General features: G+C 67.5%; 21 protein-coding genes and 1 pseudogene. 9 read left to right on the forward strand and 13 right to left on the reverse strand.

The genetic code is table 11. The features are described from left to right. The first annotated feature begins 124 nt into the window (after positions 1–124). Positions 125–1,444 (forward strand): NAD(P)/FAD-dependent oxidoreductase, encoded by a 1,320-nt coding sequence (locus DFO45_RS24475; protein WP_133866930.1) that lies wholly within the window; start codon positions 125–127, stop codon positions 1,442–1,444. Between the two features lie 8 nt (positions 1,445–1,452). Here DFO45_RS24475 and DFO45_RS24480 read toward each other — a convergent pair whose 3' ends face one another. From DFO45_RS24480 to DFO45_RS24515, 8 genes are all read right to left on the reverse strand, one after another. Further along, positions 1,453–2,067: a YitT family protein gene (locus DFO45_RS24480; protein ID WP_133866931.1), complete on the reverse strand. Its 615-nt coding sequence runs from the start codon at positions 2,065–2,067 to the stop codon at positions 1,453–1,455. A gap of 71 nt (positions 2,068–2,138) precedes the next feature. Further along, positions 2,139–3,320: a M20 family metallopeptidase gene (locus DFO45_RS24485; protein WP_133866932.1), complete on the reverse strand. Its 1,182-nt coding sequence runs from the start codon at positions 3,318–3,320 to the stop codon at positions 2,139–2,141. Beyond that, entirely contained in the window at positions 3,317–4,726 is a 1,410-nt protein-coding gene (locus DFO45_RS24490; protein ID WP_133866933.1) for a M20 family metallopeptidase, read from the reverse strand. The genes DFO45_RS24485 and DFO45_RS24490 overlap by 4 nt, the downstream gene beginning before the upstream one ends. A gap of 195 nt (positions 4,727–4,921) precedes the next feature. Beyond that, on the reverse strand, positions 4,922–5,899 hold the full coding sequence (locus tag DFO45_RS24495; protein WP_133866934.1) for an oligopeptide/dipeptide ABC transporter ATP-binding protein: 978 nt from the start codon (positions 5,897–5,899) through the stop codon (positions 4,922–4,924). After that, positions 5,896–6,876, reverse strand: a complete 981-nt coding sequence (locus DFO45_RS24500; protein WP_012169340.1) for an ABC transporter ATP-binding protein — start codon at positions 6,874–6,876, stop codon at positions 5,896–5,898. The genes DFO45_RS24495 and DFO45_RS24500 overlap by 4 nt, the downstream gene beginning before the upstream one ends. Before the next feature lie 3 nt (positions 6,877–6,879). Then, a complete protein-coding gene (locus DFO45_RS24505) occupies positions 6,880–7,725 on the reverse strand; it encodes an ABC transporter permease (protein ID WP_245518255.1) in 846 nt (281 codons plus the stop codon). A 68-nt stretch (positions 7,726–7,793) separates the two neighbouring features. Next, a complete protein-coding gene (locus tag DFO45_RS24510) occupies positions 7,794–8,711 on the reverse strand; it encodes an ABC transporter permease (protein WP_043878867.1) in 918 nt (305 codons plus the stop codon). Between the two features lie 202 nt (positions 8,712–8,913). Continuing rightward, positions 8,914–10,398 carry an ABC transporter substrate-binding protein gene (locus tag DFO45_RS24515; protein ID WP_245518256.1) on the reverse strand — a complete coding sequence of 495 codons (1,485 nt, stop codon included), beginning with the start codon at positions 10,396–10,398 and terminating at the stop codon, positions 8,914–8,916. Positions 10,399–10,601: 203 nt separating this feature from the next. On the opposite strand from DFO45_RS24515, the gene DFO45_RS24520 reads away from it, so the two are divergent. Beyond that, positions 10,602–11,531, forward strand: coding sequence for a LysR family transcriptional regulator (locus tag DFO45_RS24520; protein WP_133866937.1), 930 nt, complete (start codon positions 10,602–10,604; stop codon positions 11,529–11,531). A gap of 19 nt (positions 11,532–11,550) precedes the next feature. Here DFO45_RS24520 and DFO45_RS25055 read toward each other — a convergent pair whose 3' ends face one another. Together DFO45_RS25055 and DFO45_RS24525 are read right to left on the reverse strand one after the other, a co-directional pair. Next, a complete protein-coding gene (locus tag DFO45_RS25055; RefSeq protein WP_166657249.1) occupies positions 11,551–11,694 on the reverse strand; it encodes a hypothetical protein in 144 nt (47 codons plus the stop codon). 110 nt (positions 11,695–11,804) lie between these two features. Further along, a complete protein-coding gene (locus tag DFO45_RS24525; protein WP_133866938.1) occupies positions 11,805–12,239 on the reverse strand; it encodes an Lrp/AsnC family transcriptional regulator in 435 nt (144 codons plus the stop codon). Positions 12,240–12,360: 121 nt separating this feature from the next. Between DFO45_RS24525 and DFO45_RS24530 the strand changes: the two genes are divergently transcribed. From DFO45_RS24530 to DFO45_RS24560, 7 genes are all read left to right on the forward strand, one after another. Further along, entirely contained in the window at positions 12,361–13,506 is a 1,146-nt protein-coding gene (locus DFO45_RS24530) for a saccharopine dehydrogenase C-terminal domain-containing protein (protein WP_133866939.1), read from the forward strand. 85 nt (positions 13,507–13,591) lie between these two features. After that, positions 13,592–14,440, forward strand: coding sequence for a transporter substrate-binding domain-containing protein (locus DFO45_RS24535; protein WP_012169347.1), 849 nt, complete (start codon positions 13,592–13,594; stop codon positions 14,438–14,440). 69 nt (positions 14,441–14,509) lie between these two features. After that, entirely contained in the window at positions 14,510–15,172 is a 663-nt protein-coding gene (locus DFO45_RS24540; protein WP_012169348.1) for an amino acid ABC transporter permease, read from the forward strand. Between the two features lie 11 nt (positions 15,173–15,183). Beyond that, positions 15,184–15,969 carry an amino acid ABC transporter ATP-binding protein gene (locus DFO45_RS24545; protein ID WP_133866940.1) on the forward strand — a complete coding sequence of 262 codons (786 nt, stop codon included), beginning with the start codon at positions 15,184–15,186 and terminating at the stop codon, positions 15,967–15,969. Positions 15,970–16,015: 46 nt separating this feature from the next. After that, positions 16,016–17,146 (forward strand): enolase C-terminal domain-like protein, encoded by a 1,131-nt coding sequence (locus DFO45_RS24550; protein WP_133866941.1) that lies wholly within the window; start codon positions 16,016–16,018, stop codon positions 17,144–17,146. Positions 17,147–17,168: 22 nt separating this feature from the next. After that, positions 17,169–18,434 carry an FAD-binding oxidoreductase gene (locus DFO45_RS24555; protein WP_133866942.1) on the forward strand — a complete coding sequence of 422 codons (1,266 nt, stop codon included), beginning with the start codon at positions 17,169–17,171 and terminating at the stop codon, positions 18,432–18,434. Between the two features lie 322 nt (positions 18,435–18,756). Beyond that, positions 18,757–20,898: a methyl-accepting chemotaxis protein gene (locus tag DFO45_RS24560; RefSeq protein ID WP_043878870.1), complete on the forward strand. Its 2,142-nt coding sequence runs from the start codon at positions 18,757–18,759 to the stop codon at positions 20,896–20,898. A 58-nt stretch (positions 20,899–20,956) separates the two neighbouring features. Here DFO45_RS24560 and lldD read toward each other — a convergent pair whose 3' ends face one another. The 3 genes and pseudogenes from lldD to DFO45_RS24575 form a co-directional block, all read right to left on the reverse strand. Further along, a complete protein-coding gene (lldD, locus tag DFO45_RS24565; RefSeq protein ID WP_133866943.1) occupies positions 20,957–22,099 on the reverse strand; it encodes an FMN-dependent L-lactate dehydrogenase LldD in 1,143 nt (380 codons plus the stop codon). Then, the gene (locus DFO45_RS24570) at positions 22,096–22,887 is read right to left on the reverse strand and encodes an FCD domain-containing protein (RefSeq protein WP_133866944.1); all 792 of its coding nucleotides are present in this window, start codon (positions 22,885–22,887) and stop codon (positions 22,096–22,098) included. The genes lldD and DFO45_RS24570 overlap by 4 nt, the downstream gene beginning before the upstream one ends. Positions 22,888–23,841: 954 nt before the next feature. Further along, positions 23,842–24,126: pseudogene (locus DFO45_RS24575) on the reverse strand (SDR family oxidoreductase); the annotation flags it as partial. Positions 24,127–24,221 lie beyond the last annotated feature (95 nt).

Consider the following 24,221-nt stretch of genomic DNA (forward strand, 5'->3'; position numbering starts at 1 on the left):
AGCATCCGTCCGACGGATCCCGTAACGGGAGTGCGCGTTGAACGGGTGAATGTCCTGTTTCTTGAAAGAACGGCCGACCGCGCATCGCGGCCCGTCCGCGCGGAGCGCGGGGGAAAGGTTGAACATGCAGAACACAAACGTCGATCAGGCAATCGCCCGGCCGCGCGTCGTCATCGTGGGCGGCGGCTTTGGTGGGATCGAGGCAGCCAAGGGGCTCGCCGGTGCGCCGGTCGAGGTGACGCTGCTCGACCGCCAGAACCACCACTGCTTCCAGCCTCTGCTCTATCAGGTGGCCACCGCCAGCCTCTCGCCGGCGGAGGTGGCCTGGCCCATTCGCGGCATTCTGTCGGAGCAGACCAATGCCACGGTCCTCATGGCCGAGGTGACGGGCGTGGACACGGAGCGGCGCGAGGTCGTCGCCTCCGGCACGCGCGTACCCTACGACTATCTCGTGCTGGCAAGCGGGGCGAGCCATGCTTATTTCGGCCATGACGAATGGGCGCCGTTCGCGCCCGGCCTGAAGCGTATCGAGGACGCGACGGAAATCCGCCGTCGCGTGCTCCTCGCCTTCGAGCGGGCGGAGCTCGCCCGCGACGAGGAGGAGCGGCGGCGTCTGCTCACCTTCGTGGTGGTGGGCGGCGGGCCGACGGGGGTGGAAATGGCAGGCGCCATTTCGGAACTCGCCCGCCACGCGCTCCCGCTCGATTTCCGCCGGTTCGACCCGCGCGATGCCCGGATCATCCTCGTGGAGGCGGGGCCGCGCGTGCTGCCGGTCTTCCCCGAGCATCTCTCCGAATATACCCGCAAGAGCCTGGAACGCATCGGGGTGGAGGTGCGCACGGGCACCATGGTCACGGGGTGCGATGCCGAGGGCGTGAGCCTTGCGGAAGGCCGCATCGAAGCCTCGACCATCATCTGGGCGGCGGGCGTCGTTGCTTCCGATGCGGGCGCCTGGGTGGGCGCGGCCATGGACCGGGCGAAGCGCGTGGAGGTTGGACCGGATCTCAGCATCGCCGGCCATCCGGACATCTTCGCCGTGGGCGATACCGCCCTTGCGAAGCAGGCAGACGGCCGCCCGGTGCCCGGCATCGCGCCGGCCGCCAAGCAGATGGGCCATTATGTGGCGGGCGTGATCGCCGCGCGCGTCTCAGGCGCGCCGGCGCCCCCGCCCTTCCGCTACAGGCACCAGGGCGATCTCGCCACCATCGGCCGAAAGGCGGCGGTGGTGAAGCTGAAGCATCTGGAACTCACCGGCCTCCTCGGCTGGGCCTTCTGGGGGCTCGTCCACGTCTACTTCCTTATCAGCCCGCGCAACCGCTTCGCGGTCGCCTTCAACTGGCTGTGGGACTATGTGACGTTCCAGCGCGGCGCGCGGCTGATCACCCAGCGCAGGCCCATCGAGAGCGGCGCGGACACCATGCGCGTGAAGAAGGTAGGCGGCTGAAGGGCCGCTCACCAGCTCCAGCCGGCATAGCGGCCCGGCTTGTGGTTGAGGGCGATGATGAGATTGACGATGGCGATGCCGAGCACCGACAGCGCCAGCCTGTCCAGCGGGATGACGAAATAGGCGGCCGCCATGATGCAAAGGTCGACGGCGAGCTGGAAATAGCCCGCCCGCAGGCCGAAGCGCTCCTGCAGGAACAGGGCCAGGATGTTGATGCCGCCAAGGCTGGTGCGGTGTCGGAACAGCATCAGGAGCCCCGTGCCCACCAGCCCGCCGCCGATGACCGTGGCGTAGATGGGGTCGATGCGGGAGATGTCGATGACATCTCCCGTGAAGCGCGAGAAGGCCGAGACGAGGGCCACCGCGACCACCGTGCGGGCGGTGAAGGGCCAGCCCATGCGCCTCACGGCGAGGATGTAGAAGGGCACGTTGATGAGGAAGAAGATCGGTGCAAAGCCGTAGCTGCTCACATAGCTCAGCAGCAGCGACAGGCCCGCAAGGCTGCCCACCAGCAGCGTGACCTTCGCATACATGTACATGCCCAGCGAAACGAACAGCGTGCCGAGCACGAGGGCCATGGCGTCTTCATAGAGCCGGTGGCGTTCCTGGGTGTTCTTTTCCATGCGTCGAACCGCCGGCCGGTGGAGGAGGGACCCTCCTTACCACCGGCCGGGCGCAGAGGCGAAGCGTCGTCTCAGGCGAGGCGGCAGAGCGTCGCGGCCAGCGCCTGCGTGCGCGGCACGAGGCTGTCCAGCTCGCAGAACTCGTCATCTGTGTGGGCCTTGCCGCCGATGGGGCCGAGGCCGCACAGGGTGGGCACGCCCAGCGAGGCGGTGAAGCCGGAATCGGCGCAGCCGCCGGTGAACTCGCCGCCCACCTCGAAGCCCACATCCTTTGCCGCCGCGTCCCGATAGAGCGCGAAGAGACCGGCGGAATGCCGTTCCTCCAGCGGGAGGAACATGGACTTGGGGGCGACGGTGGCGCTGGTGCCGGGCACTTCCGGCTCGGCGACGATGCGTTCGATCTCCGCCGTCACCGCCTTGTGCTGGTCCAGCGTCACGAAGCGCAGGTCCAGTTCGGCCTCCGCCCACGGGGCGACCGTATTGTGGGTGTTGCCGCCCTTGATGACGCCCACATTGGTGGTGATGCCGGCCTCATAATCCGTGAGGGCGTGCAGCTTCACGATCTTGCGGGCGAGCGTCTCGATGGCGCTCGCGCCGTCCTTGTGGTTGACGCCGGAATGGGCCGCCTTGCCGGTGACCTTGATCAGGAAAGAGCCGCCGCCCTTGCGGCCGGTCACCACATTGCCGGAGACCCGGCCGGGCTCGGTGTTGAGGACCGCCCGGGCGCCGTGTGCCGCCCGCTCGATCTCCGGGCGGCCGGTGCCGGACCCGATCTCCTCATCCCCCGTGAAGAGCGCCACCACGGGGAAGGAGAGGCCGCCCACCGCCTTGATGGCGCGCAGGGTGAAGATGTTGGTGACGAGCCCGGCCTTCATGTCGCAGACGCCGGGGCCGAAGGCGAGCTTGTCCTTCCGGGAATAGGGCCGGTTCGCCACCGTGCCCTTGGCGAACACCGTGTCGCGGTGGCCCAGCAGCAGTGCGTGGGCGCCGCCGGCGCGGCCATGCACCTCGGCCCGGAACACGTCGCCATAGCCTTGCTGCGGCAGGCGGGTGACGAGGATGCCCTCGGCGGTGAGGATCTCGGCGATCACCTCGCCCACCTTGTCGGTGCCCTCCTTGTCGAAGCTGCTCGACTCCATGTTGACGAGGCGCTTCAGCAGCGCCTCCATCTCGTCGAACCGGGGTGCGAGCCAGGCGACGACCTTTTCGGCCAGCGCGGCATCAAGGCCGGTGGGGGTAGGCAGGGTGCTCATGCGGCGCGCGCCTTCAGGATCGAGGAACCATCTTCTCCGAGGTCGTAGAACAGGCCGGCCATGAGTTGAAGAGCCTCCCGCGCGACGGAGGCGAGCAGATGCTCGTTTGGCGCGTGCTGCGAGCAGGCGGGATAGGAATGCGGCACCCACACGGTGGGCATGCCGAGGATGAGCGCAAACACGTCGTTCGGCAGCGAGCCGCCGAGGTTCGGCAGCAGGGCGGGCTTCTTGGCGGTGGTGGTCTCGATGGAGGCGAGCGCCCACTTCACCCACGCATCCTCGGGATCGACGCGGGTGGCCTCGAAGGTCGCCATGCGAGAGGGGCGCGCCCGCACCTGCGAGAGGCCGGCGGCGTCCAGATGCGCCTGCACCAGCGGGATGATGGTGTTCGGATCGGTGCCCACGACGAAGCGCAACTGCATGGTCGCACGCGCCGAGGGCGGCACGGCATTGGCGGGGGCTTCCGGCGCGCCGGTCTTGAAGGCCAGCACTTCCAGCGTGTTCCAGGCGAAGATCTTCTCCGCCTGCGTCAGGCCCGGCTCGCCCCAGTCGGGATCGATCTCCGGGTCGCCCATGCCCTGTTCGAGCTGGATGTCGGTGAGGGCCGCACGGACGGAGGCGGGAATCTCCTTCGGGGTCAGGCCATCGACGAGGATGCGGCCCTTCTGGTCCACGAGCTTCGTGATCGCGTGGGCGAGGAGCGTACCGGCATTGGCGAGCACGCCGCCCCAGTTGCCGGAGTGATGCCCGCCCTCGCGCAGGTTCACCTCCAGCTCGAAGTTGAAGGCGCCACGCGAGCCGAGGAAGACGGTGGGACGCACGGCGGAGAGGCGCGGGCCGTCCGAGCCGATGAGAAGGTCGGCGGAGAGCGCTTCGCGCTCGATCCTTGCGATGTCGCGCAGGCCCGGCGAGCCGGCTTCCTCGCCCATCTCGATGAGCATCTTGCAGTTGAAGCCGAGCTTGCCGCCGCGCGCCGCCATCACCTGCTCCAGCGCGGCGATGTTGATGGAGTGCTGGCCCTTGTTGTCGGCGGTCCCGCGGCCGTACCAGCGGTCGCCCTGCTCCACCAGCGTCCAGGGGGCAAGCCCCTCGCGCCAGCTGCCTTCCTGGCCGAAGATCACATCGCCATGGCCATAGGTAAGCACGGTGGGCAGGCCATCGGCCTCATGCCGCTCGGCGATCAGGAACGGGCCATAGCCGGGCACGGGATTCTCGACGATGCGGGAGGAGAAGCCGAGCTTCTCCAGCGTCGGAATCATCTCGTCGGTGAGATAGGCGCGCAGGGCCTCGAGGCTTTCGCCTGTCTGGCTCTCGGTGGCCATGGCGACGCGGCGAGCGAGGTCCGAGCGAAAGTCTCCGCGGTCGAAATATTCCGCAGCGCGGGCGACGGCATCTTGGCGGCTCATGGGATCAGCTTCTTCTGTGGGGAGGGTTTTTAGGGGGAAGGCAGGGCAAGGGCGCTCGGGTTGAGAGGGCCTTACCCCCCTCCCCAGCCTCCCCCTCAAGGGGGGAGGGAGCGGATCTAGCGGGAGGAAACCCCTCCCCCCTTGTGGGGGAGGGCAGGGAGGGGGGTGGGACGGCCGGGCAGACGCGGCCCGTCCTCAAGCCGCGCTCTGGGTCAGCGCGGGCGTGGCGAAATGGCAGGTGGCGAAGCCATCCGGCAGATCGACCACCGGCGGCGCCGTGCTGCGGCAGAGATCGGTGGCGCGGGGGCAGCGGGGATTGAAGGCGCAGCCGGGCACCGGCGTCAGCGGGTTCGGGAAGGCGGTGCCGAGATGGGTGTCCGGCACGCCGAGGTCCGGGTCCGGCGTGAGCACGGACTCAAGGAGGGCGCGGCCATAGGGATGCTCCGGCCCCGCGAAGAGGCCGGCGCGGGAACGCTCTTCCACGAAGCGGCCGAGATACATCACCGCCACCCGGTCTGCGAGATGCTCCACCACCGCGAGATTGTGGCTGATGAAGAAATAGGTGAGCCCCAGCTCCCGCTTCAGCTCCAGCAGCAGGTTCAGGATCTGCGCCTGCACGGAGACGTCCAGCGCCGAGGTGGGCTCGTCGCAGATCACCACCTCCGGCCGCATCACCAGCGCGCGGGCGATGGCAACGCGCTGGCGCTGGCCGCCGGAGAGCTGGCTGGGCGAGGCGTCCAGCAGACGGCGGGGCAGGCCCACCACGTCCAGCATCTCCATCACCTTCTGCTGCCGCTCGGCGGCGGTCCCGATCTTGTGCACCACCAGCGGCAGAGCGATGAGCTGGGCGATGGACTTGCGCGGATTGAGCGAAGAATAGGGGTCCTGAAAGATCGGCTGGATGCGCCTTGCCACCGCGATGCGGTCGGCGGCGTTGATGGGCTTGCCGTTGATCAGGATTTCGCCCGACGAAGCCGGCAGCAGGCCCAGCAGCATCTTGGCGAGGGTGGACTTGCCCGAGCCGCTCTCGCCCACCAGCGCATAGACCTCGCCGCGCTTCACCTTCAGCGAGACGCCGGCCACGGCGGTGAGGGTCGCCCGGCCGTTGAACATGCCTTGCGACACACCGAAGGTGCGCGTGACATTGCGGAGTTCGAGGACGGTGTCGGTCATGCGCTGGCCTCCAGCACCGGCATCCGCACGCAGCGCACGTCATGCTCGGGCTCGGGATGGGCGATGGCGATCTCGCCGGCGCATTCCGGCCCGGCGAAATCGCAGCGATTGCGGAAGGCGCAGCCTTCGAGCTTGCCGATGAGGTTCGGCACCTGCCCGCGGATGGCGCCGAGCGGCATGCCCGGCACGGTGCGGCCCGGAACCGGGATGCAGTCCAAGAGGCCGCGCGTATAGGGATGGCGCGGATGCTTGAACACCGCGCGGGCAGCGCCCGTCTCCACGAGGCGGCCGGCATACATGACGCCCACCTTGTCGGCGACGCGGGCCACCACGCCCAGATCGTGGGTGATGAGGATCACCGCCATGCCGAACTCCTTCTGGAGATCGGCGATCAGGTGCAGGATCTGCGCCTGAATGGTCACGTCGAGCGCGGTGGTGGGCTCGTCGGCGATGATGAGGTCCGGCCCGCACATGAGCGCCATGGCGATCATCACGCGCTGGCGCAGGCCGCCGGAGAGCTGGTGGGGATACTGGCCGAGGCGGCGGTCGGCGGCGGTGATGCCCACCTTCTCCAGCAGGTGGATGGCCCGGTCCCGCGCCTCCTTCGCGCTCACCTTGCGATGGCAGGTGAGGGCTTCCATCAGCTGGTCGCCGATGGTGTAGGCGGGGTTCAGCGAGGTCATGGGTTCCTGGAAGATCATCGCCATGCGGTTGCCGCGCAGCTTGCGCATGCCACCCGCGGAAATGGTCATCAGGTCGGCCCCGTCGAAGCTGATCTTCGCCGCCTTGCGCTGGGCGCGCTTGGGCAGCAGGTCCATCAGGGCCAGCGAGGTCAGCGACTTGCCCGATCCGCTCTCGCCCACGATGGCCAGCGTCTCGCCCCGCTCCAGCGAGAAGGAAATGCCGCTCACCGCGTGCAGCACGCCGGCTTCGGTCGGAATGTCGATGACGAGGTCTTTCACCTCCAGCAAAGCCATGGCTCAGTTCCTGTTCTCGGGCGCGGTGACGTCACGCAGGCCGTCGCCGAGGAGGTTGATGGCGAGGACCAGGAACACCAGAGCGGTGGCCGGCACGGCGATGACCCAGGGGCTGAAGAACATGTACTGCTTGCCCTCGGCGATCATCAGGCCCCACGAGGGGAGCGGCGGCTGCACGCCGAGGCCGAGGAAGGAGAGCGCGGCTTCCAGCAGGATGGCGTGGGCCATTTCCAGCGTCGCCACGACGATCAGCGGATTGAGGATGTTGGGCAGGATTTCCGAGAGGATGATGCGCGGCGTCGAGCAGCCGATGGCCTTGGCGGCCCCGATATAGTCGCTGCCGGCGATCTGCTGCGTGGCCGAGCGTGTCACCACCGCGAAGCGGTCCCACAACAGCAGGCCGAGCACGATGATGACGCCTTGCAACGAGGAGCCGACGAGGGCGGCGGAGGCCAGCGCCACCAGCACCACGGGCAGGGCAAGGCGCGTGGTGACGATGTAGCTCAGCACCGCATCCACCCGGCCGCCGAAATAGCCGGCGCAGACGCCGAGCAGCGTGCCGATGGTGCCGGAGATGAGCACCGTCACCACGCCGATCAGCAGCGAGATGCGCGCGCCGAACAGCAGGCGGCTCAGATAATCGCGGCCCAGCTTGTCGGTGCCGAGGATGTGCTCCCACGTGCCCTTGGCCTGCCAAACCGGTGGCATCATGCGGCGGGAGAGATCCTGCGCATAGGGATCGTGCGGGGCGATCAGCGGCGCCAGCAGGGCAAGGGCGATGATGAGGAAAAGGATGACGGCGCCGGCCATCAGCCCGCCATGGCGCAGGCTCCGGCGCAGCAGCGCCATGCCTGGGGAGCGGCGCGGCGGCGCCGTATCAAGGCGCGAGGCCTCGGTGGCGGAAGGGGCAAGGTCAGTCATGCGACGCGCATCCGGGGATCGAGCAAGGCGTTGACCACATCCGCGAGGAAGGTGAGCGTGATGTAGATGGCAGCGAGGATGAGCACGACCGCCTGCACCACCGGGAAGTCGTTGCGGGCGATGGCCTCCCAGGCGAGATGGCCGATGCCGTGCATGGAGAAGACCGCCTCCACCACGATGGAGCCGCCCAGCATGAAGCCGAACTGCACGGCGGCCAGCGCCACCACCGGGATGATGGCGTTGCGCAGCGCGTGCTTGAGGACGACTTTCGCGGGCGAGAGGCCCTTGGCGCGGGCGGTGCGGATGTAATCCGCCGAGAGCACTTCCAGCATGCCATTGCGCGACAGGCGCATCACCGCCGGCACGGCGTACCAGCCGAGCGCGATGGAGGGGAGCACGAAGTTCTGCCAGGAGGCGTTTCCGGACACCGGCAGCCAGCGCAGGTTCACCGCGAAGATGATGATGAGGCCGAGGCCGAGGCAGAAGGTGGGAATAGCCTGCCCGAGCACGCAGAAGGTGAGGGCGAGGCGGTCGATGATGGTGCCCCGGAACACCGCCGCCAGCACGCCCAGCGGCACGGCGATGACCAGCGAGATGAAGAGGGAGATGGCGCCGAGCTCAAGGGTGACCGGCATCCGCTCCGCGATCAGCGAGACGACGCTGGAGCGGAAATAGAAGGACTGGCCGAAGTCGAGATGCAGCGCGCTCCAGAGCCAGTCGAGATATTGCGCCGTCAGCGGCCGGTCGAGGCCGTACTGCGCGCGCACCTCCGCCACCTGGGCCGGGGAGGCTTCCGGCCCGGCGATGGTGGTGGCGAGGTCGCCCGAGAGGTGCAGGAGCGCGAAGGCCACCACCGATACGGTGAACGCCACCGAGAGCGCGACGACGAGGCGTCGAAGGGTGAAGGCGAGCATCGAGGCTTCCTCAATGGCTTCTCACGCCGCCTTGACAAGACGGCTGGAAGACGTCGGATCGCTTGCGAACGGACCGGCGCGGTGTCGCCGGAAAGGGTGTCGACGCCGGGCGCATGAGCGCCATCGCGGCGGACGGGCCGGGCGGGCCTTTAGGCACGCCACGGTTGGCGGACGGCGCGCCCAAGGCGCGCCGTCCATGAGGTCACTGCCAGCGGGCCTTGAAGAAGCGCGGCAGCTCGTCGGGCTGGGCGTTGAAGTTCAGGTCGCTGGTGAAGGCGTAGTTGGACGAATAGGAGAAGAGCGGCAGCAGGTAGGCGCGCTCGGCGATGAGCTTCAAAGCCTCGGAATAGGCGGCAAGCCGCGCTTCCGTCTCCACCGTCGTATCCGCCTTCTTGAGCATGTCCGTGACCTGCTGGTCGCGCGTCATGTCGTCCTCGTCGCCCTTGAACCACACGCCGGTGAAGGCGGAGGCATCGGCCACCGAGAAGGAGCCCCAGGTCTGGAAGTAGATCGGAACCTTGCCGGAGCGGGACAGCTCGCGCAGGGCCGCATACTTCATGAAGTTCAGCTTCGCCTTGATGCCGACGGCGCCGAGATAGCCGACCACCGCTTCCGCATATTCGCGCTCGCGATAGGCGTAGAGGTCGATGGAGAAGCCGTTGGGATAGCCGGCGTCGGCCAGCAGCTTCTTGGCCTTGGCGGGATCATAATCATAGCGCGGCACGCCCTTGTCGGTGCAGCCGAACTGATCGATGAAGCAGGCCGAGTTCATGACGCGGGCGCCGCCGCGCACCAGATTGTCCACCATGGCCTTGCGGTCGATGGCATAGGAGATGGCCTGGCGGACGCGGGGATCCTTCAGCGGCTCGGAGCCGGGGGCGCGGCCCTGCGAGTCGAACTGGAGGAAGCCGACGCGCATGGTTTCGGCCGAGAGCACGGTGAGGTTGGGCACGGCGCCCAGCTGCTTGGCCTGGTCGGCCTGCACGCGCCAGATCCAGTCCACACCGCCGGTCATCAGCTCGGCCACCTGGGTCTCCGGATCGGGGATGATGCGGAATTCCAGCTTGCCGATCTTCGGCTGGCCGAGCGGGCTGTCCTTCCAGTAACTGGTGTTCTTTTCCATCTTCACGCCCTTGCCGGGCGTGACCGAGGTCACCTTGTAGGGGCCGGAGCCGATGGGGGCCTTGGCGAAGCCGTCGAGGCCGACCTTCTTGAAGTACTTCTCCGGATAGATGACCACCGGGCCGGCGAGATATTCGATGGCCGCCGGGAACGGGCCCACGAGGTGGATGCGGACCTTGTCGTCGCCGATCTTCTCGGCGCTCTTGATCCAGTTGACGTTCTGCTTGGTCACCACCTTGGAGTCCGGCGACACCACGTAGTTGAGCGTGAACACCACGTCGTCGGCAGTCAGCGGGTCGCCATTGTGGAAGGTGACGCCCTTGCGGATGGTGAGGTCCAGCGTCTGCGGATCCACCCAGGTCCAGTTGGTGGCGAGCTGCGGCTCGTATTTGCCGGTGGCCAGATCGTGGAAGATCAGGTTGTCGAACACGTGGCGGGCGATGATGACGCCTTCCCGCACGTTGTTATGATAGGGGCTGACATTCTCCGGCTCGGAATCCGAGGCATAGACGAGCGTGTCGTTGGCCTTGCCCGCGTGAGCGGCCGCCGGAGCGATGGCGAACATGGCCACCGCGAGAGCACGTGAGAGACGGGACTGAAGGAAAGCCATGTTCTCTCTCTGGGTTTGATATTGGATGCCGGTGCTGTTCGCCCAACATCTAGGCATGGCAGCTTATTGAGCCTTTCGGATATCGCAATTAGAATATTTCGTGATTATCGTTGCCGTTTCGGCAATGAAGCCCTGTCGCGCTGCACCCGGGGGTTACGTTGGGCGACGCCGCACTGCGGTACTTCCTTGAAGTTGTTCGCTCCGGCTCCATTGCCGAGGCGTCCGTGCGGCTGAACGTGGCCGCCTCCGCCATCAGCCGGCAGATCGCAAAACTGGAAGCCGAGCTGGGCTCGCCTCTGTTCGAGCGGCGCTCGCGCGGCATGGTGCCGAGCGCGGCGGGCGAACTTCTGGCCCAGCATGCCCGGCGCACGCTGCTGGGCGAGGAGCAGGTGGTAAGCGAAATCCGCCGCCTGCGCGGCCTCGAGCGCGGTCTCGTGCGGGTGGGCTGCACGGAAGGGTTTGCCACCGATTTCATGCCGGAGGCCATCGGCATGTTCCGGCATACCTATCCCGGCATCGCCTTCGACATGCGGGTGGCCGCGCCGCAGGGGGTGACGCGCATGGTCCGCGAGGGCGAGATCGATATCGGCCTCACCTTCGGCTTCATGCCGGACGCCAGCGTCCAGGTGGAGTTCGGCGGCAGCGCGCCGCTGATGGCGCTGGTGGGGCTCGACCATCCGCTGGCCAACCGGCCGTGGGTGACGATCGCGGACATCGCCGCCTTTCCCCTCGGCCTGCCGGCCAAGGACACGACCGCACGCCAGCTGTTCGATCTGGTGTGCGGTGCGGAGGGGATCGCCGTTGAGCCCATGCTCACGACCAACTACATGTCCGGCCTGTGGCGGTTCGCGGAGACGGGCGGTGGCGTGACGGTGACGGGGCGCATCACCGTGCTCTCGCGCATCTGGCGCTTCCACGTGGTGGCCCTGCCGCTCAGGAGCAAGACGTCAAACGAACGGCGCTACGAGATCCAGTCCATGCTGGGACGCACCTTGCCGGACGCGGCGCGGGCCTTCGTCTTTCACCTGCGGCGCCATCTGGAACAACTGGACCGCCCCGGCGACCAGCCTCTGGGCCTGCGGTCCTAGGGCTGTTTCGTCCGAAAAATCAGTTCTGCGCGGCGGCTTCTGTGCCAGCCCCATGGCTCATGGCATCGAAAAGCGCGGCGACGCTTTCGATCCGCGACAGGGCGTCATCGGCGGTCAGCCCCTGCTCGTGGCTTTCGGCGCCCAGCTGATCCGTTTCGTTCATGCGCCTCTCCCTCGGGGCACCAGACCACAGCCCGCGAATCACGGCTGCCTCGACACTATAAGCCGATGAAGCTTGCGGCGGGCTAGGTTGTTAGAGGTATTATGAGGGGGTTAGCGGTCGATGCGCGTGGAGAGGATGACCGAGGTCAGGGTCCGCTCCACGCCTTCCAACTGGCCGATCTGATCGACGATCTCGTCCAGTTGCTTCACGGACGGCGCCACCACCACCGCGATGAGGTCGAACGCGCCGCTCACCGAATGCAGGGTGCGCACGGCCGGCAGGGCGCGCAATTCCCCCTCCACGCGGCGGGCGAGCTTGGGAGCGGCGGTTATAAGGACGTGGGCCTTGATGAGCCCCTGCTCGTAGGCATCGGCGATCCGCACGCCATAGCCCGTGATGACCCCCCGCCGTTCCAGCCGCTCGATCCGGCTCTGCACGGTGGTGCGGGAGAGCCCGAGCTGGCGGGCGAGGTCGGCGGTGGGAGCGCGGGCATTCTCCCGCAGCAGGGTCAGCAGGGCTTGGTCCGTGGCGTCGATCGGCAACATGCCGAAAAGCTACGGCAGATCGTCTTTATGCGCCATTTATATCGTCAGGCTCACGGTTTCTTCCGCCGAACGATGGCCGCACCATGGCCGGGACTTCTTTCCTGTTCCGGAGGCCGAACCCATGTCTGCTCCCTTCAAGCGCATCGCCGTCCTCGGTGCCGGCCAGATCGGCTCCGTCATTGCCGCCATGCTGGCGGAACAGGGGCATGCCGTGACCCTCGCCGATGCCAATCCCGTCCAGCTCGCCCCCTTCGCCGGGGGCGCTTTCGAGGTCGCACCGCTGGATGTGGCGGACGAGGCGGCGCTCACGGTGTTTCTCACCCGCCAGGACATCGTGGTGAGTGCCTGTCCCTATTTCCTCAACAAGACCATCGCCCGCGTCGCCGTGGCGACGGGCACGCACTATTTCGATCTCACGGAGGATGTGGAGACCACCGCCTTCATCAAGGCGCTGGGCGAGACCGCCGACGTGGCTTTGGTGCCGCAATGCGGGCTCGCGCCCGGCTTCATCTGCATCCTCGGCGCCGACATGGCGGCGCGCTTCGAGCGGGTGAAATCAGTGAAGATGCGCGTCGGCGCCCTGCCGCTCTATCCCACCAACGCGCTCAGCTACAACGTCACCTGGTCGGTGGACGGGCTCATCAATGAATATTGCAACCCCTGCGAGATCGTCTTCGAGGGGCGTGCCACCCTCGTGCCGGCGCTGGAGGGTCTGGAGCACGTGATGATCGATGGCGTCTCCTACGAGGCGTTCAACACCTCCGGCGGGCTGGGCACGCTGACAGAGACGCTCGACGGGCGGGTGAGCGATCTCAGCTACAAGACGCTGCGCTATCCGGGACACGCGGAGATCATGAAGCTGCTCCTGCGCGGCCTCGAACTTGCCGACGATCGCGAGACTCTCCGCCGCATCCTCAACCGCGCGGCGCCTTTCACCCGCAAGGATGTGGTGGTGGTGTTCGTGACCGGGGTGGGCGAGCGCAACGGGCGGCTGGAGGAGGACAGCACGGTGCTGCGCTATTACGGCGCCCCGGAGATGAGCGCCATCCAGCTCACCACCGCGGCGGGCTGCGTCTCCATGGTGGAGCTCTTCCTCACCGGCAAACTGCCTCAGAAGGGATTCGTCCGGCAGGAGGATGCGAGCCTTCCCGCCTTCCTCTCCACCACCGCAGGTCTGCGCCTCGCGCAAGGCTCGGGTGTCGCGCCCCGCGCCGGACATGGGGGTGACATCGCAAGCGATGAAATTCCCCTGCGAAAGGCGGGATGAGGGCGCGCCTCAACGGTTCTGCCCATTTGACAACGGAAGCGAAACAAGCTCCGAAAGGATCAAATCATAACCGAAGAGGGGACCGATGATCTCGCGTAGGAACCTTGCCACCCTGCTCGGCGCCGGGGCCACGGCCGCCGCCGCCATGGGCGGGCTCATCACGCCCGCCGCCGCCCAGAGCGCCGACGAGAGCACCTTCGACCGCATCCGCCGCACCAAGAAGCTGCGCATCGGCGCGGTCGCCGGCGGCGCGCCCTATTACAACAAGGACCTCGCCACCGGTCAGTGGAAGGGCTTCTATATCGACATCTCCAAGGCGCTGGCCGACGAGCTGGAGTGCCAGCTGGAGATCACCGAGACCACCTGGGGCAATTCGGTGCTCGATCTTCAGGCCAACAAGATCGACATCTTCTTCGGCCTCAACCCGACGCCGAAGCGCGCGCTGGTGGTGGACTTCTCCGTCCCCGTCTTCTCCAACGCCTTCACCATGCTCACCAGGAAGGACTTCGCGCCGAAGACCTGGGCCGAGCTGAACGACCCGAACGTCAAGATCGCGGTGGATGTGGGCTCCTCCCACGATCAGGTGGTCTCGCGCCTGTGCCCGAAGGCGCAGATCGTGCGCCTGAAGACGGCGGACGAGGCCACAATGGCACTCGTCTCCGGCCGCGTGGATGCCCAGTGCATCATCCTCATGCTCGCCCTCACCGTGCGCAAGAAGAACCCCAATGTGGGTCAGCTTCTGGTGCCGACCCCGGTCTTCTCCACCACCTCCAACGCCGGCTTCCGGCGTGAGAACGACAAGACCTGGCGCGATTACGTGAACACCTGGATCGAATACAACAAGGGCCTCGGCTTCATCCGCTCCGCCATCGTCACGAACATGGAGCTGGTGGGCGTCACGGAAGCGGACATGCCGGCTGGCATCCAGCTCTGACGCACTCATACCGGGCGGCGGTGGGTCACCTCACGCCGCCCGGTGTTCGTCGTCGATTGAGGACCTTCGATGTATCACTGGGATTTCGGGCTCGTCTGGTCCTATCGCTGGCTGTTGCTGGACGGCCTCGGGGTTACGGTTGCCTTCACCATCGCCATCGTCGTGCTGGGGCTGGCCATCGGCCTGCTGGCGGGCCTCGCCAAGCTCTCCCCCTTCCGCCCGGTGGGCTGGCTGGCCTCGGCCTATATCGAGGTGTTCCGCTGCACGCCGGTCCTCGTGCAGCTCATCTGGTTCTATTACGCCATGCCCATCCTGACGGGCATCGAGATGTCCGCCTTCACGGCCGGCATCCTCGCGCTCTCGCTTTATGGCGGCTCCTTCTATGCGGAGATCATCCGCGGCGGCATCGTCTCCATCGACCGCGGCCAGACGGAAGCCGGCGAGGCGCTCGGTATGGTGCCGTCCCAGATCATGCGTCGTGTCGTGCTGCCGCAGGCGCTGAAGCGCATGGTGCCGCCGCTGATGAACCAGTCCATCATCCAGTTCAAGAACACCTCGCTGGTCTCCGTGCTGGCGGTGCCGGACCTGCTCTATCAGGGGCAGGTGGCCGCCCATGACAGCTACCGCCCGCTGGAGCTCTACACGGTGATCGCGATCATCTATTTCCTCGCGCTCTTCCCGCTCACCGTGCTGGTGCGCCGGGGCGAGGCGCGGCTCGCCGTGACCGATTGAGGACCGGACCCATGCCCGAACCCAAGATCGAGGTCGCGGCCCTGCGCAAGCGCTTCGGTGATCTCGAAGTGCTGAAGGACATCAATCTGCGTGTGGACGCGGGGGGCGTGGTGGCCCTCATCGGGCCCTCCGGTTCCGGCAAGTCCACGCTTCTGCGCTGCATGAACCTGCTGGTGCTGCCCGATGGCGGGCGCGTGCGGGTGGGCGGCGACAGCTTCGCCTTCGGCTCCGGCGACAGGTTGCCGGGCGTGAAGGAGATCGCCCGCTTCCGGGCCAACACCGGCATGGTGTTCCAGCACTTCAACCTGTTCCCGCACATGAGCGTGCTCGCCAACGTGATGGAAGGCCCGCTCACCGTGCGCGGCATGAAGAAAGCGGATGCCGAGCCGTTGGCCCGGCGCCTGCTCTCCAAGGTGGGCCTCGCGGACAAGGCGGACGCCTATCCGAGCAAGCTCTCCGGCGGTCAGAAGCAGCGCGTAGCCATCGCCCGTGCGCTCGCCATGGAGCCGGAGGTCATGCTGTTCGACGAGGCCACCTCCGCCCTCGACCCCGAACTGGTGGGCGAGGTGCTGAACGTCATGCGCGGACTCGCCGCCGAGGGCATGACCATGGTCATCGTGACCCACGAGATCGCCTTCGCCCGCGAGGTGGCCGACCGCGTGGTCTTCATGCGCGACGGCGTGGTGGTGGAGGAGGGGCCGGCCCGCGAGGTGATCGACACCCCTCGCGAAGCCGCGACCCGAGCCTTCCTGTCCCACTTCCACAAGCGCGGCGAGGCACCGGCGCCGAGCGCCTGATCCTCGGCCTCCCGCCGCACCGATATCTGCCTGAAAGGACCCCGCGATGAGCTGGGACAGCGTCGTCGAGCGTATCCGCATCTTCCTCGTGGAGAGCCCCATCAAGATGGCCCGCCTTCAGGGCGTCGGCAATGTGAAGGGCTCGGTGAAGCGCGTGTTGCTGGAAGTCACCAGCGCCGACGGCATCGTGGGCTGGGGCGAGGCGGCCCCGTGGGAGGTGTTCACCGGCACGCCGGAAGCCGCCTTCTCCGCCCTCGACATCTATCTGCGCCCGCTCATCCTCGGCGCGCCCATCAAGCGCGTGCGCGAGCTGATGGCGCGCATGGACAAGGTGCTGGTGGGCCATGGCGAGGCCAAAGCGGCGGTGGAAATGGCGCTGCTGGACATCCTTGGCAAGGCGACGGGCCTCTCCGTGGCGGACCTGCTGGGCGGACGGGTGCGCGATCGCATCCCGCTGTCCTTTTCCATCGCGGACCCGGACTTCGACGCGGATCTCGAGCGGATGCGCGCCATGGTCCCGGCCGGGCACACGGTCTTCAAGATGAAGACCGGCGTGAAGCCGCACGCGGAAGAGCTGCGCATCCTGGAAGTGATGCGCGGCGAGTTCGGCGAGCGCATCGACCTGCGGCTCGATTTCAATCAGGCCCTGACGCCGTTCGGCGCCATGAAGATCCTGCGGGATGTGGACGCCTTCCGCCCGACCTTCATCGAACAGCCGGTGCCGCGCCGCCATCTCGACGCCATGGCCGGATTTGCCGCCGCGCTCGACACGCCGATCCTCGCGGATGAAAGCTGCTTCGATGCGGTGGACCTCATGGAGGTGGTGCGCCGGCAGGCGGCGGATGCCATCTCGGTCAAGATCATGAAGTGCGGCGGCCTCATGAAGGCGCAGGCCCTCATGGCCATTGCCGACACCGCCGGCCTGCCGGGCTATGGCGGCACGCTCTGGGAAGGCGGCATCGCGCTCGCCGCCGGCACGCAACTCATCGCCGCGACGCCGGGCATCTCGCTCGGCTGCGAATTCTACATGCCCCACCATGTGCTCACCGAGGACGTGCTGGAAGAGCGCATCGCTAACAGCGAGGGTCATGTGATCGTGCCCGATGGTCCCGGCCTCGGCATTTCCATCAGCGAGGCCTCGCTGCGCGGCAACGCCAAGATCCTCGCCGAGCGCTGAAGCCTGTTTCCGGACCAGACCCATGAGCCTCCATATCGTCGTCATCGGTGCCGGCATCGTCGGCGCCTCAACCGCGCTTGAACTCCAGCGGGACGGCCATCGCGTCACGCTCGTGGAGCCGGGGCAGCCCGGCGGTCCGCAGGCGGCGAGCTTCGGCAATGGCGCATGGCTCAGCCCGGCCTCCGTTGTGCCCATGTCCATGCCCGGCCTCTGGAAGAAGGTGCCGGGCTATCTGATGGACCCGCTGGGGCCGCTCACCATCCGCTGGACGGCGCTGCCGGCGCTCGCCCCCTGGCTGCTGCGCTTCATCGCCGCCGGCGCGACCGTGCCGAAGGTGGAGGCCACCGCCCGCGCCCTCAAGGCGCTGCTCGCGGACGCTCCTGAACGCCATATGGCGCTGGCGGGGGAGACCGGGCTGTCCGATCTCGTGGAGCGCAAGGGGCTGCTCTATGCCTATCCGGACCGTGCGGCCTTCGAGGCCGAAGCGCTGGCCTGGCGGCTGCGGCGGGACAACGGCATCGTCTGGCGCGAGCTGGACGGCCAGGCGCTCAAGGCCTTGGAGCCGACGCTGCACCCCCGCTACAGCTTCGGCGCGCTGGTGGAAGCGGGCGCGCACTGCGTGGATCCCGGTGCTTACGTCGCGGGCCTTGTGGCCTTCGCCGAAAGCCGGGGCCTGACCCGCATCGAGGCGGCCGCGACCGGGTTTGACATCGTGGGCGGGCGGCTTCAGGTGGTCCGCACCGCGAAGGGCTCCGTGCCCTGCGACCGCGCCGTCATCGCCGCCGGCGTCCACTCGAAGGCATTGGCTGCCGAAGCCGGCGACAAGGTGAGCCTCGCCAGCGAGCGGGGCTATCACGTGGTCGTCGCAGCACCCGAGAGCGGCCCGCACCTGCCGGTGATGCCCAGCGACGGCAAGATGGCCAATACGCCCACCCGTGCCGGACTTCGGGCGTCGGGGCAGGTGGAACTTGCCGCCGTCACCGCGGCGCCCAACTGGAAGCGGGCCGACGTTCTGCTGGACCATCTGCTGAACACCTATCCCGGCCTGCCGCGACAGGTTCCGGAAGCCCGTCTCTCGCGCTGGCTCGGCCACCGGCCCTCGACGCCGGACGGCGTGCCGGTAATCGGTCAAGCCTCGGCCTGCACGGATATCGTCCATGCCTTCGGTCATGGCCATGTGGGGCTCGCCAGCGGACCGATCACCGGCCGGCTGGTGGCGGACATCATCGCGGGCCGTCCGCCCGAGCGGGACATCCGCCCCTACGCGGCGGCCCGCTTTCGGCGGTAATCCATTGCTGGCAAATGCCTGTCCGCGCATGGCCGCGACGCCGCATGCGGCAATTTGGCTGCGAATATGATCTTCCGCAAAGCGCCGGCCATCGTCTGCCGTCAGGTTTCGCCCAACGGAAGTTGATGCGCCGAAATGGCGGTCGGGGCTAGGGAGGCGCGCCGCACAGCGGGCGCATTCTGACGGGGGTCGAGCGGAGCGGCGCATTGCCGTCTCCGTTCAAGCCTGAAGCCGGCATGTACGGATACTCAACTCCATGCGCCGGGGTCTTTTCGGACTCCGGAAGGCGAGCCGCGTGCTCGTTGGAAGGCGAGGGAGTTCTATGCGTATTTCCGATCTGCCTATTCGTACCAAGCTCGTCGGCTTCGCCGGGGCCCTTTTCGGCATCGGCCTCATGGTGGTTGGCGCCATCGGCCTCTACACCATGACCTCGGCGGTCCAGCTCGATGCCGAGCGTCGGGGCCAGGCGCTGGCCAAGGACTCCGCGCGCACCATCGCCGCGCAGGTGGAGGAGGCCGCGCTCACCGCCCGTGCTGCGGCCACCGCCATCGAGGGCTTCATCGGCGAGAAGGGCGGTGATCGGGATCGTCTGGGCTTCGTTCTCTCCGGCCTCGTTGCCGAGAATCCGGCGCTGGCCGGCATGACGCTGGCCTTCGAGAGCGGCAAGCTCGACGGGCAGGACAAGGATTTCGCCGGCCACGCCCTTGCGGATTCGACGGGTCGCTTCTCCGCCCGCTTCTATCGCGATGCGGGCGGCTCAGTGGCCCGCGAGGCGGTCAATGTCTCTCAGGATGGGGCGGCGCAGCGCTGGTATCCATCCGCCGTCCAGCAGGGGCGGGCGGTCGCGACGCCCGCCTATGCGGCGGTCTTCGGCGGGCGCCCGGTGAAGGTCGTGACCGTGGCGGTCCCCGTCCGCCGCGCGGGCACCCCCATCGGCGTCGTCGCGGTGGACCTGCCGCTGGAGCGGATCGCCCGCACCGTCGCGGACCTGAAGCCCTTCGGCACCGGTGTTGCGGCCGTCGTGGGCTCGGACGGCAACTGGCTCGCTGGCGCCGAGGCCGAGCGCGTTGGCGGCGCCGTGACGGACCCCGCCCTGACCGCGCTCGTCAAGGACGCTGCTGGCGGCAAGCCCGTGCAGCGCATCATCTATACGGATGAGGGCAAGACCTTCTGCGGCGTGTGCACCACGCTGATCCGCCTCGCCTTCACCCTTACCGGCACCTATGACAGCGCCACCTTCTATGCCTTCGCGAGCCAGGTGCAGATCGCTGGCGTCGGCGAGCGCTGGACGCTGATCCTCACCGTGCCGAAGGCCGATGCGCTCCAGACCGTGACGGACGCCCGCAACATGATGGGCGGCATCGCCGCCATCGTGCTCGTGCTCGTGCTCGTGCTGGTCTGGGTCGGCGCCCAGCTTCTCACGCAGCCGATCACGGATATCACCGACAAGATGCGGGCGCTCGCCGGCGACGACACCTCCATCCGGCTCGACGGGCTGGAGCGCAAGGACGAGATCGGCGACATGGCCCGCGCTGTTGAGGTGTTCCGCCAGAATGCCATCGAGCGGCACGAGCTTGAGGCTGCTCGCGCCGAGGCCCAGGCGGCGCAGGAGGCACGGCAGAAGGCCATCGACAGCCTGATCGCCCGCTTCCGCGAGGCCGCCGCCGCCATGATCGGCGAGGCCACGACTGCCTCCACGGATCTGGAAGCGGTGTCCTCGCAGCTCTCGCACTCGGCCACCGAGAGCAAGGAGCGCGCGCATTCGGCCAGCGAGGCCTCGGCCCGCGCGTCCGCCGACATGCAATCGGTGGCAGCCGCCGCCGAGCAGATGGCGAGCTCCATCGGCGAGATTTCCCGTCAGGTGGCCTCCACCTCCGAGATGATCGGCCATGCGGCGGCGGATGCCCGCTCGACCAATGAGAAGATCGCCAGCCTCGCCAATGCCGCGAACCGCATCGGCGACGTGGTGAGCCTCATCGAGGCCATCGCCGGACAGACCAATCTCCTCGCCCTCAACGCCACCATCGAGGCGGCGCGCGCCGGCGAGGCGGGCCGGGGCTTTGCCGTGGTCGCCGCCGAGGTGAAGGAGCTGGCCGCCCAGACCTCCAAGGCTACCAGCGAGATCATCTCGCAGGTTTCGGCCATTCAGGCCGAGACGCAGCATGCTGTGGAAGCCATCCGCACCATCTCGGGCACCATCGAGAATGTGGACAGCTTCGCCAGCTCCATTGCCGCCGCGGTGGAGCAGCAGAGCGCGACCACGAACCAGATCGGCAACAACATCGATAGCGCGGCCAACGGCACCGGCGCGGTGGCGGACGACATCCAGCAGCTCAATTCGGCGGTGCAGGGCACGGATGCCTCCGCTTCGCGGGTGCTGAACGCCTCGCGTTCGGTGAAGGAGGCGACGAGCCGGCTGCAATCGGAGATCGACGGCTTCCTGCGCTCGGTGGCGGCCGCCTGAGCCTTCTGGCAGGACACGATGGCGCCGGGCGGGGACACCGCCCGGCGCCATCGCCATTTCAGCGCGGCAGGCCGACGAGGCTGTCCCGCGAGATTTCCGCGATGGAGCGGGCGCCGGTGAGCGCCATGGCCACCCGCATTTCCTTCTCGATGAGGTCCAGCAGGTTGGCGACGCCCGCCTGTCCATGCGTGGCGAGGGCATAGGCGAACGCCCGGCCCAGCAGCACGCCCTTGGCCCCCAGCGCCAGCATGCGCACCACGTCGAGCCCGGTGCGAATGCCGGAATCCGCCAGCACCGTCAGATCATCGCCCACCGCATCCGCGATGGCGGGCAGGGCGCGGGCCGAGGAGAGCACGCCATCGAGCTGCCGGCCCCCGTGGTTCGACACCACGATGCCGTCGGCGCCGAAGGACACCGCATCGCGCGCATCCACCGGATCAAGGATGCCCTTGATGATCATGGGCCCCTTCCAGAAGGAGCGGATCCATTCGAGATCCTTCCAACTGATGGAGGGATCGAAATTGGCGGCCAGCCAGCCGATGTAGTCGGCCAGGTTCGTGGGCTTGCCGCGATAGGTGGAGATGTTGCCGAGATCGTGCGGCTTGCCCAGCAGGCCCACATCCAGCGCCCAGCGCGGATGCACCATGGCCTGAAGGACGCGGCGGGTCGGCCCGCTGCGGCCGGACATGCCCGAATGGGCATCGCGATAGCGCGCGCCGGGCACCGGCATGTCCACGGTGAAGATCAGCGTGGTGATGCCCGCCGCCTGCGCCCGCTCCAGCGCGTTGCGCATGAAGCCGCGGTCCTTCAGCACATAGAGCTGGAACCAGATGGGCTTGGCGCACTGACTCTGTACCTCCTCGATGGGGCAGACGGAAACGGTGGAGAGGGTGAAGGGCACGCCCTTGGCCTGTGCGGCCTTCGCCGCCTGTACCTCGCCTCGGCGCGCCAGCATGCCCGTCAGCCCCACGGGCGCGAGCGCCACGGGCATGGTGAGCTTCTGGCCGAACAACTCGGTCTCGAGGCTGAGGTCCGCCACATTGCGCAGCACCTGCTGGCGCAGGGCGATGTGGCTGAGATCCTCCACGTTCCGCCGCAGCGTGTATTCGGCATAGGCACCGCCATCCACATAATGGAAGAGGAAGGGCGGCAGCCGGCTCTTGGCGGCGGCGCGATAGTCGTTCGGTGACGAGATGATCATCGGGCGTTTCCTTTTTGGCGTAAGGGCATGGAGGCCCGCCGCAGGCGCGCGGCGTCCTCTTCGATCTGGCGGAGCGTCTGTTCGACGAAGTCGAGATGCTGAAGCGCGGCGTCCCGCGCCGTCTCTGGCGTGCCGGCGAGGATGGCCTCCGCCAGCACGCGATGCTGGCGCTCCAGCGTCTCGAAGGTGCGCGGCACGGAATAAAGCTTGGCGAGGCTCTGGGAAATGCTGGCCTGGAGCAGGTCCAGCAGCCCGGCCATCACATGGCGCAGCACAAGATTGTGCGAGGCATCCGCCACGGCCATGTGGAATGCCACATCCGCCCGCGCATCCTCTTCCGGATCGCCGGGGCTGTGGCGCGCACTCATCTGGGCGAGGCAGGCTTCCAGCCGCGCCTTGTCTTCCGCCGTGGCACGGGTGGCGGCGAAGAAGGCGGCGCTGGCATCCAGAGAGCGGCGGATCTCGATCACATCGCGCCAGTAGGCGGGATCGTCCCGCACCAGCGGGGCGAGCGGCGCGATGAGCCCGCCCCCGGTCCAGGCGTGATCCGGCTCCTGCACGAAGGTGCCGCCGCCCTGCCGCGCCACAAGGCGCCCGCGGCTCACGAGTTGCTGGATGGCCTCGCGGATGCTCGATCGCGAAACGCCGAGCTCCTGCGCCAGCACCCGCTCCGCCGGCAGCCGGTCGCCCGCGCCGAGGGCCGCGATCCGCGCCTCCAACGCCTCCACCAGCCGCACCGCCAAAGCCCGCCCGTCATGGGAGCCGGAAGAGGGGTGGTGCGTGCGCATGAGTGGTCGGACCAAATGGTATCGAGTGGAACGATTTCGCTTCTATAGGAGCAGAGGGGATGCGATGTAAAGGATGTATGTTCGTAATTGGTATGACCAAATGCGCGCATGCGATCTTGTTATCGCGTCGTCGTCTGCCCGACTTCGAGGCGGCCTTGAGACGTCTCGGCAGCCCGGCAGGTAGAACGCTCTGCCGGGGGAAGAGCGAGGGGTCTGGCGAGCCGGGCGCGCGGGTCATGTTGGTATCGAGGCGACCCGAGCCGGTCGGTGGCTTGTGGCGGGCCTTCCTGGTGAGGCCTCGCCGACCCACCAGCGGGGACAGCTCGATGCGACGTGAGCGCCGATGTTCGCCCGCAGCCGGGAGGTATCGACGCGCGCGATGAAGCCGTTGATGACGGGCGAAGGCGGGCATGGCGGGGCTGTGGGACGGGCGTCCATATCTCCGACGGGCTGCCGGCGAGCACAACGTTCCGGGTCAGAAGACGATTTTCCGGGAGGGACGGCACGGCGCTGAGGCCGAGGAGCAGAATGTCGACGGTTCGAAAACTCACCTGATAAGTGAAAGGTCAGTAAGCGAACACGTTCCAAGCACCGTACGGACACATCCGCCCGGCGCTGTTCAGGATCGCCAGATCGTCCAGGCGACGCCGCACAGGCAGGCGAGAAAGATCCCCAGGATCGTGCCCATCACCGTAAATTCCATGCGTCCTCCTTGAGAGAGGGTGCACGGTGCCGATGAACGGCACATGAAGCAAAAGCACCGCAGTTCACGCACAAGCGCGAGCGCTGCCGAAGACGGAAGCGTAGCTCATGCTGATTTCATGAAGGAATATGGAAGACGCTCGGCCTGAAAGCGCTCCGGGATTTATTTTCCCGAGCTCCGGCGGAGAGGGGCGGAGGCTCCTCCAAGCCGAGATCAGGTCGCCAGGGTATCGGACCGCCTCCCGCAGGCGTTCAGAGAAACGGCTTGCCACCCGTGACAGCGATGGTCGCCCCGGAGACATAGCTCGACTTCGGGTCCGCCAGCATCACATAGGCCGTGGCGAGTTCCGCCGGCTGGCCGGGGCGCCCCATGGGCACGTATTTCCCGAAATTCTTCACGGCATCTTCCGACATGGTGGAGGGGATGAGCGGCGTCCAGATGGGACCCGGCGCCACCGCGTTCACCCGCACGTTGCGGTCGGCCAGCGCCTGGGCCAGCCCGGCCGTGAGGTTGTGAATGGCGCCCTTGGTGGTGGCCTAGGCAGTGGCCCCATAAATTTGTCTGCCGGCTAGGAGCGTGATTCAAGCTCTCTCGATAGGGGAGAGAGCGATGCGCCGACACGAATTGACGG

Origin of the sequence: Azorhizobium sp. AG788, from assembly GCF_004364705.1 — a bacterium.
In the GTDB taxonomy this organism is placed as follows: Bacteria; Pseudomonadota; Alphaproteobacteria; order Rhizobiales; family Xanthobacteraceae; genus Azorhizobium; species Azorhizobium caulinodans.

What these genes read in the sequence shown, in the direction of transcription:
- DFO45_RS24500 (WP_012169340.1), bottom strand. Translation starts at nt 6,876, where the DNA reads ATGGCTTTGCTGGAGGTGAAAGACCTCGTCATCGACATTCCGACCGAA.
- DFO45_RS24530 (WP_133866939.1), top strand. Translation starts at nt 12,361, where the DNA reads ATGTCTGCTCCCTTCAAGCGCATCGCCGTCCTCGGTGCCGGCCAGATC.
- DFO45_RS24510 (WP_043878867.1), bottom strand. Translation starts at nt 8,711, where the DNA reads ATGCTCGCCTTCACCCTTCGACGCCTCGTCGTCGCGCTCTCGGTGGCG.
- DFO45_RS24570 (WP_133866944.1), bottom strand. Translation starts at nt 22,887, where the DNA reads ATGCGCACGCACCACCCCTCTTCCGGCTCCCATGACGGGCGGGCTTTG.
- DFO45_RS24515 (WP_245518256.1), bottom strand. Translation starts at nt 10,398, where the DNA reads ATGTTCGCCATCGCTCCGGCGGCCGCTCACGCGGGCAAGGCCAACGAC.
- lldD (WP_133866943.1), bottom strand. Translation starts at nt 22,099, where the DNA reads ATGATCATCTCGTCACCGAACGACTATCGCGCCGCCGCCAAGAGCCGG.
- DFO45_RS24535 (WP_012169347.1), top strand. Translation starts at nt 13,592, where the DNA reads ATGATCTCGCGTAGGAACCTTGCCACCCTGCTCGGCGCCGGGGCCACG.
- DFO45_RS24475 (WP_133866930.1), top strand. Translation starts at nt 125, where the DNA reads ATGCAGAACACAAACGTCGATCAGGCAATCGCCCGGCCGCGCGTCGTC.
- DFO45_RS24495 (WP_133866934.1), bottom strand. Translation starts at nt 5,899, where the DNA reads ATGACCGACACCGTCCTCGAACTCCGCAATGTCACGCGCACCTTCGGT.
- DFO45_RS24490 (WP_133866933.1), bottom strand. Translation starts at nt 4,726, where the DNA reads ATGAGCCGCCAAGATGCCGTCGCCCGCGCTGCGGAATATTTCGACCGC.
- DFO45_RS24560 (WP_043878870.1), top strand. Translation starts at nt 18,757, where the DNA reads ATGCGTATTTCCGATCTGCCTATTCGTACCAAGCTCGTCGGCTTCGCC.
- DFO45_RS24540 (WP_012169348.1), top strand. Translation starts at nt 14,510, where the DNA reads ATGTATCACTGGGATTTCGGGCTCGTCTGGTCCTATCGCTGGCTGTTG.
- DFO45_RS25055 (WP_166657249.1), bottom strand. Translation starts at nt 11,694, where the DNA reads ATGAACGAAACGGATCAGCTGGGCGCCGAAAGCCACGAGCAGGGGCTG.
- DFO45_RS24545 (WP_133866940.1), top strand. Translation starts at nt 15,184, where the DNA reads ATGCCCGAACCCAAGATCGAGGTCGCGGCCCTGCGCAAGCGCTTCGGT.
- DFO45_RS24480 (WP_133866931.1), bottom strand. Translation starts at nt 2,067, where the DNA reads ATGGAAAAGAACACCCAGGAACGCCACCGGCTCTATGAAGACGCCATG.
- DFO45_RS24505 (WP_245518255.1), bottom strand. Translation starts at nt 7,725, where the DNA reads ATGGCGCTGCTGCGCCGGAGCCTGCGCCATGGCGGGCTGATGGCCGGC.
- DFO45_RS24555 (WP_133866942.1), top strand. Translation starts at nt 17,169, where the DNA reads ATGAGCCTCCATATCGTCGTCATCGGTGCCGGCATCGTCGGCGCCTCA.
- DFO45_RS24485 (WP_133866932.1), bottom strand. Translation starts at nt 3,320, where the DNA reads ATGAGCACCCTGCCTACCCCCACCGGCCTTGATGCCGCGCTGGCCGAA.
- DFO45_RS24525 (WP_133866938.1), bottom strand. Translation starts at nt 12,239, where the DNA reads ATGTTGCCGATCGACGCCACGGACCAAGCCCTGCTGACCCTGCTGCGG.
- DFO45_RS24550 (WP_133866941.1), top strand. Translation starts at nt 16,016, where the DNA reads ATGAGCTGGGACAGCGTCGTCGAGCGTATCCGCATCTTCCTCGTGGAG.